The 5,958-nt window shown below is 25.8% G+C and carries 7 protein-coding genes; 5 read left to right on the top strand and 2 right to left on the bottom strand.

Going from position 1 to position 5,958, the window contains the following annotated elements; translation table 11 throughout:
* Positions 1 to 84 precede the first annotated feature (84 nt).
* The gene (locus H9661_RS19165; RefSeq protein WP_191770412.1) at positions 85 to 324 is read left to right on the top strand and encodes a hypothetical protein; all 240 of its coding nucleotides are present in this window, start codon (positions 85 to 87) and stop codon (positions 322 to 324) included.
* A gap of 2 nt (positions 325 to 326) precedes the next feature.
* Positions 327 to 830, top strand: coding sequence for a hypothetical protein (locus tag H9661_RS19160; protein WP_191770410.1), 504 nt, complete (start codon positions 327 to 329; stop codon positions 828 to 830).
* A gap of 30 nt (positions 831 to 860) precedes the next feature.
* On the opposite strand, the gene H9661_RS19155 is transcribed toward H9661_RS19160, so the two are convergent.
* Positions 861 to 1,619, bottom strand: a complete 759-nt coding sequence (locus tag H9661_RS19155) for a Mom family adenine methylcarbamoylation protein (RefSeq protein WP_191770408.1) — start codon at positions 1,617 to 1,619, stop codon at positions 861 to 863.
* Positions 1,620 to 2,410: 791 nt separating this feature from the next.
* On the bottom strand, positions 2,411 to 2,917 hold the full coding sequence (locus H9661_RS19150; RefSeq protein WP_191770405.1) for a hypothetical protein: 507 nt from the start codon (positions 2,915 to 2,917) through the stop codon (positions 2,411 to 2,413).
* A gap of 652 nt (positions 2,918 to 3,569) precedes the next feature.
* On the opposite strand from H9661_RS19150, the gene H9661_RS19145 reads away from it, so the two are divergent.
* From H9661_RS19145 to H9661_RS19135, 3 genes are all read left to right on the top strand, one after another.
* On the top strand, positions 3,570 to 4,703 hold the full coding sequence (locus H9661_RS19145) for a hypothetical protein (RefSeq protein WP_191770403.1): 1,134 nt from the start codon (positions 3,570 to 3,572) through the stop codon (positions 4,701 to 4,703).
* A gap of 31 nt (positions 4,704 to 4,734) precedes the next feature.
* The gene (locus H9661_RS19140) at positions 4,735 to 5,025 is read left to right on the top strand and encodes a hypothetical protein (RefSeq protein WP_191770401.1); all 291 of its coding nucleotides are present in this window, start codon (positions 4,735 to 4,737) and stop codon (positions 5,023 to 5,025) included.
* 413 nt (positions 5,026 to 5,438) lie between these two features.
* Positions 5,439 to 5,678, top strand: coding sequence for a hypothetical protein (locus tag H9661_RS19135; protein WP_191770398.1), 240 nt, complete (start codon positions 5,439 to 5,441; stop codon positions 5,676 to 5,678).
* The last annotated feature ends 280 nt before the right edge of the window (positions 5,679 to 5,958 follow it).

The raw sequence follows: 5,958 nt of genomic DNA, 5'->3' as shown, positions 1-5,958 counted from the left end.
ATTATATGTAGTCTATGTATAAAACAAGTGAAATAAAGACTTGTGTTGAGACATACACGAGATATTAAAAGGAGAAGAATATTAATGGAGTATTCATTCAGTATTATTGATCAAAATCAGGAAGATTTTAAAATAAATGTTCACATACATGATAAAGGCATAAGTATTTTTCAAGATATTTTATTAGCTAAATTTGATAGAAACATTGGTATGGCATTGCTTGATTTGAATTATATTCAAAAGGTAATTCCCAATGAAGGAATTAGACGAGATTTAGTGTCTAAATTGAAAATGTTTGTAAAACAATCAAGTGGAATGGAATAGAAATGAGAAAATACTTGTTTCCAATCAAGCAATTTGAATATAGTCAGTATTTACTCGAGGTATTTCTAGTAGAATGTGAGAAAGAACTATTAAACTCTGAAACCATTAAAGAAATACTTTATCCCAAAGATATAAAAAAGGAAACATGGAAAACTTTTTCTGATCAAATATTAAAGGATAATAAGAGAATATTAGATTATGTACAAAATCGTGATGGTATATATGCAATTCACATTAAAAGAAAAAAAACTGACGAATGGTTACTTAGATATATTGGTCAGAAAGGAAAGAATTCAAAGGATAGACTAAAGAGCCACCTTGTTACAAAGCATGATAAGACTGGATCTAAGCTAGAAAAAGTTCAGGAAAGTGTTGTGAATGGATGGAAAATAGGTGTCTCATTCATTGAAATTAATCCTGGTTCTATGAGATTGAGTGTAGAAGAATTATTAATTGAGAAAAATAGTATTCAACTAGAATGGAATAAGCGAAGTAAAAATAGGTGAAATTAAAAGAGAGCAATATAGCTCTCTCTTTTAATTATAGTTCGATTTTTTAGGATAAGGCTGAATAGAATGTTTCATGTTATCTTTCAACTGTAATTTATGTTTTTTACAATATCCGTTTATTCTCTCAATATATTGCACATTGTCAATTTTTTCTCGTTCTAACCAATAATCTAATTGATTAATTCTGATATAAGAATCATCAATGATATTTCTATACATATCTACTGTTTTGCTTAAAAATAATACATACCTATTTTTGGAGGGTCTGCGTTCTTTTGTTAAGGTGCTTCTATCTACATTACCTTTTGAAATAGTTCTATTATGTACAACTATGCCATCAGAATTTAAGTATACTGTTATCGGACTAGTCTTACCAGTATATAACCAATTTGTTGCTTGATATACAGTTCCTTCGTGACCATAATAAGGATCGCTAAATGAAACAAGCATTTTTATTTCATTTTTATTTTTCTTTAACCAAAGTATACTTTGTCCTATAAACCATGACTCGAAATTCTTATCTGTACAGTCCTTAACAAATAAACGTTGCAATTCATAATAGTCATTTTGGCCTAAATAGGGAATTATTGATTGAGCCATCTTGGGTTGTCCAGACATTCCATATACTATTACCCCTACTAGTTCATCAGTACTGTCAAATGACCCTAAACTTATACAACTGGCAGGGAATGTGTGAGAATAGTGATTTTTTACAATAAACTCTTTAGCCTCCGCTTTTGATATTAATTTAACTTGATATTTAGAAAATTGTTTTGAATATTTCATAGTACCACTCCTCTTTGATTTTTAAAGTTGAGGTATTTTAATAAGAGTGGTAACGGAAATCAAAAAATTAGATTGTTTTTTTTAACTTTTTCTAAAAGTTTTTTCTAAAGCAGATAGCTCATGAAATAGGATAAAAAATAAAAAACTCTAATAGCATTTTAGTTATTAGAGTAATTAGATAATATTGATAAAAGTGTAAATTATAAAAATTACGACTTTGGAAATTCTTTTTTAGATTCAACTTTCAACGAAAATTCTTTTGTTTTTTACTATTCGGAAAGTGTATTAATAGGTCTTTACATATGAATTCAAATTTATTAAATAAAGATTTTCTCACGTTAGAATACTTTATAGTCTCTAAAGCGTTATAACATAGAGGTAATATAATCATCCTTCCTTTTTAATTGTTCATATATATTTAGTCTGACATATAAAACAAAGGCATTAATGGGCATCGAGAAAAATATTAAGATATTTAATTTTCAGAGATGGGGTGAAAAGCATTTTTAGAAATGACTTTCTTATATAGAAGAATTAAAAAGAAATATGTATAGCGTATCTAGCAATTAACTGGATAATACGAATTAAAGAAACTAAATTTTATTTAATTAGTCTTAAACTACTATAAACTCAAATAATCAACTTTTCTAAAAATAACGGCTTTCTTTAATCAAATCTTTTTAGGATCTATAGTATATGTTTAATCCTTATGAATTAAAGTTTCTTTCAGGGGTATGTTTATAAAATATAAAAAAGTAAGCTAAGGATATTAACTTACTTTTTACAAAGAATTATAAGTATTTTGAAATTGGATTTTTCTCTTTTTCTTGCTCTATTAGATAGTTATAAAAATCTGCTTTTCTCATATCGCTTAATGCTAAACGTAATTTAACATATTTTATATTTTCTGCTGTTAAAAATATCGTGTCCTTTTCCATATCGGAAATTGGTAGAGTATTTTTAGTCAACTCTAAAGATTTAGGGGGGAGAGAAGGCTTATTTTTTTTATCTTCTTTCTGTAAGCAGCACGAACTGCAATAGGAACTAAACCCAGAGTCGTGTAGTTTTATCTCTGTATCTTTGTGGATATCTACCCAACTGCCGTCTTTTAGCAGTGCTATATCAAGCCATACTTTGCATTTATAACATTGTATTTGTAAGGTGCTTGTGTCATTAATGAACCTCAAAGAACTATACCGATTCTTAATCCATACAGGAAGTTGGATAGTTACATTATCTTCTAATAGTATATATTTTTTGGTTGCTGATAATTTTTGGATATCTAGATTTGAATTCATAGTAATCACTCCTTTAAATAAATTTTAGAATAAAATAAAAAGTCGGAACTTTATATTTTTTAACTTTTACATATATTACAGGAATACAATTTAAAAATTCAAGTTTAAATTGAAAAATATGATATTAGAATTAAGTCCAGATTGTGGTATTGAAATATTAATATGTGTAACTACCTGAATAGAAATTATGCAGTAAGTTGAGATTTTTAATATTCTCTGTTAGCTAAGGTATTAAATATATGTATGTTAAAATACCATAAATTGAATTATTGGATTGCCAATTGTATATTTAAGGAACTGAGTTCCACAAATATAAATAAGTCTAATACATACTTGTACAGTTGTGAGGAAAATTTAAGTTATTTTAAATTATTAAATAGAATTTATATGTGTGTTATATTCAAAACTTAAAATTTTTGAATATAACACACATATATTGTAAAAAATTCAATAATAATGTAAAAACCAATGTGGATTAGGTATTGAATGAAAGATAGAGTAAATTGCATAAAATGGCTTATAACCAGGTTTGAATATAATATTTTATAAATATATACTAATACTAACAAATAGAGATCGAATAAATAATAATTAAATTGTTATACATTTTTGGAAAGGGAAATAGTATTGATATTTAATTATAGAGGGTTAGGTGATAATTATTATTTTTAAGATAATATTGGCAATTATGGCAGGAGTATTAATGATTGATCTATTAAATTTTTTAATAGTAATAACTCATAATATTGTTCATAAAAATTACCTAATAGATAAAAATTTAATGAAAATGAGTGAATTGTATGATATATATAAGCGAATGTTAAAAGTGAGAGGAAGAACATATAAAGTTAAAGATTTTGATATATATGCGAATGTTTTTTCGTTTAAAAATATTGGTACTAGCATAAACAAGGAAGGAAACTGCTTTGGTTTAATTTATCTTATAAAGGGGATTTTTAACGATGAAATTCCTAAAAGAATTGTAAAAAACGGAAAGGAAATTTATGATATTACCTTTATTAATAAAAGTTTAAATGAATATAAGATTACCAATGAAATTGCTCAATTGGTTTATGATGATATTGACAATTGCACAAAGGAAAAAGAATGTACAGAAATAAGTTGTGATAAAGCCACTTTCTTATATCATGAAAATTTAATGGAACTATTAGAACCTGAAGAAATTTACAAGAGATTTTTTGACGATGATAGTGAAATGCTTACCCAGTATAAGATGAATGATGAAAATAATAATATAAGTGAAATATTAAAAGCTATAGAGTATTATCAAAATGAAATTGATAATCATAAGAGTAAATTTAAAATTTCATTTTCCTATCGTCAAATATTTAGAAATAAAATAGATGTTAAAGATTATTTTTATGCCACTTTGCAACTAGTGTTAAATAGAAATATTAAGTTTAGAAGTGTGAAATATATAAAAGATCAAATAATTAATAAAATTGATAACCATAAATTAGTTGTAGTTTTAATAAATAGTATGAAATTTGGTGGACATGCTATTCTAGCATATAAATATGAAATAATAGATGAAGATATAGTTAAAATATACATTTATGATTGTAACATGCCACTTTTTGACGAGAACTCTGAACTTAATACTGCTATTAACAAAGACATTATTAACAACACATATATATTGTTTGTAAAAGTGAAAGGAAAGTGGCAATACATTTATTGTCCAATAATTAATGGAAATTATATTTATGAAGGGAAGTATAATTCGTATGTACCAGATACGGAACTGGGAATTGTTGCGGATTAAGAAATACAGTTTATAAATACAGGGGAGGAAAATGAATACTGAACTAAAATATATTTTAGAATTAACATATGATGAATTATATTCCATAGAGAATTCTATTTTAATTGCAATACTTAAACTTAAGGAAGTTAAAGCAATGAATGAGTTTAAAATACATAAAAACAACTTGAAATATCAGCAAGTTGACAAGAATGAGGAATTAGTAAATAAAAATCAAATAATTGAAGAGTCCATATTAAATATTAGCAAAGAATTAGCTAATTTAGAAAAATTATCGGAAGGAATAAGAAGTATAAGAGAAAATACAAAAAAGAATCAGTAGATTTATAAAATTAAACTGAAATTCTATGGGTAAATTTATAAGAAGTTAGTGAAGCAATTAAATAATACATATAAATGATTTAAGTCTATGAAAGGAAGGGAAATATGAAAAAATCTGATATACTAATGAAAAACACAAAAGGAATAAAGAAAAATGATTATGAAGTATTAAAAAGGAAAGTAGAAGAACTAATAAAACTGTTTAAGAAGAATTGTTACTGAACAAATAATTAATTTTAAACATTTTAATACGGTTAGTGATGGAGATATTTTATATTGAATTTAAAACCCTAGAAATTATAGAGTATTAAAATATTTAGTTTGTATACTTATGAAAACAAAGTTTTTCTCAATATAGAATAATAGACATATGTAAGTTTATAAGACGAATTACCTATTGAGGAGGATATCATAATGGGATTATCTATACGATCTTCTGAAACAGCAAGATGCTTTATGAGGGAACGTGATATTGAAAATGCTCAAAGATTATATTTAAAAGGATGGGAAAAGTCGTTAATCTTAGAAGCTACAGAACTTACAGAGGATGAATTTGAAAAGGAAGTTCTTCAGAAATATTCTGAGAGCAAAAAAATAGCAGCTATTAAAGTGGCTCAGAAACTATATCTTTATGGCATGGAAGATAAAAAATAATGGAAGTAACAGAACTTACAGAAATGGAATTTAGAAATCAGGTTATAAATTTATGTTGTGGAATGCTATCTACTGATAAAGATAATCGCTAGAATATCAAAGTGTTCGTACTACCGATTTAATAATGATATAGAAAATTAAGAGTTTTGAATAAACATAGGAACAATAAAAACCGTAGTGCTAGGGGTGGTTTTTATTGTTCCTAGGGAATGTAGATAGATTTGTGTAAAACAAATCTACTACATTCTTTTTTTGTATTGTTTGATGGTAGATTTGGAAT

It is taken from the genome of Clostridium cibarium (genome assembly GCF_014836335.1).
GTDB classification, from domain to species: Bacteria; Bacillota; Clostridia; order Clostridiales; family Clostridiaceae; genus Clostridium; species Clostridium cibarium.
The sequence above is the reverse complement of the archived record's forward strand: the minus strand, read 5'-3'. Positions and strand labels throughout refer to the sequence as shown.

What these genes read in the sequence shown, in the direction of transcription:
- H9661_RS19165 (WP_191770412.1), top strand. Translation starts at nt 85, where the DNA reads ATGGAGTATTCATTCAGTATTATTGATCAAAATCAGGAAGATTTTAAA.
- H9661_RS19160 (WP_191770410.1), top strand. Translation starts at nt 327, where the DNA reads ATGAGAAAATACTTGTTTCCAATCAAGCAATTTGAATATAGTCAGTAT.
- H9661_RS19155 (WP_191770408.1), bottom strand. Translation starts at nt 1,619, where the DNA reads ATGAAATATTCAAAACAATTTTCTAAATATCAAGTTAAATTAATATCA.
- H9661_RS19150 (WP_191770405.1), bottom strand. Translation starts at nt 2,917, where the DNA reads ATGAATTCAAATCTAGATATCCAAAAATTATCAGCAACCAAAAAATAT.
- H9661_RS19140 (WP_191770401.1), top strand. Translation starts at nt 4,735, where the DNA reads ATGAATACTGAACTAAAATATATTTTAGAATTAACATATGATGAATTA.
- H9661_RS19135 (WP_191770398.1), top strand. Translation starts at nt 5,439, where the DNA reads ATGGGATTATCTATACGATCTTCTGAAACAGCAAGATGCTTTATGAGG.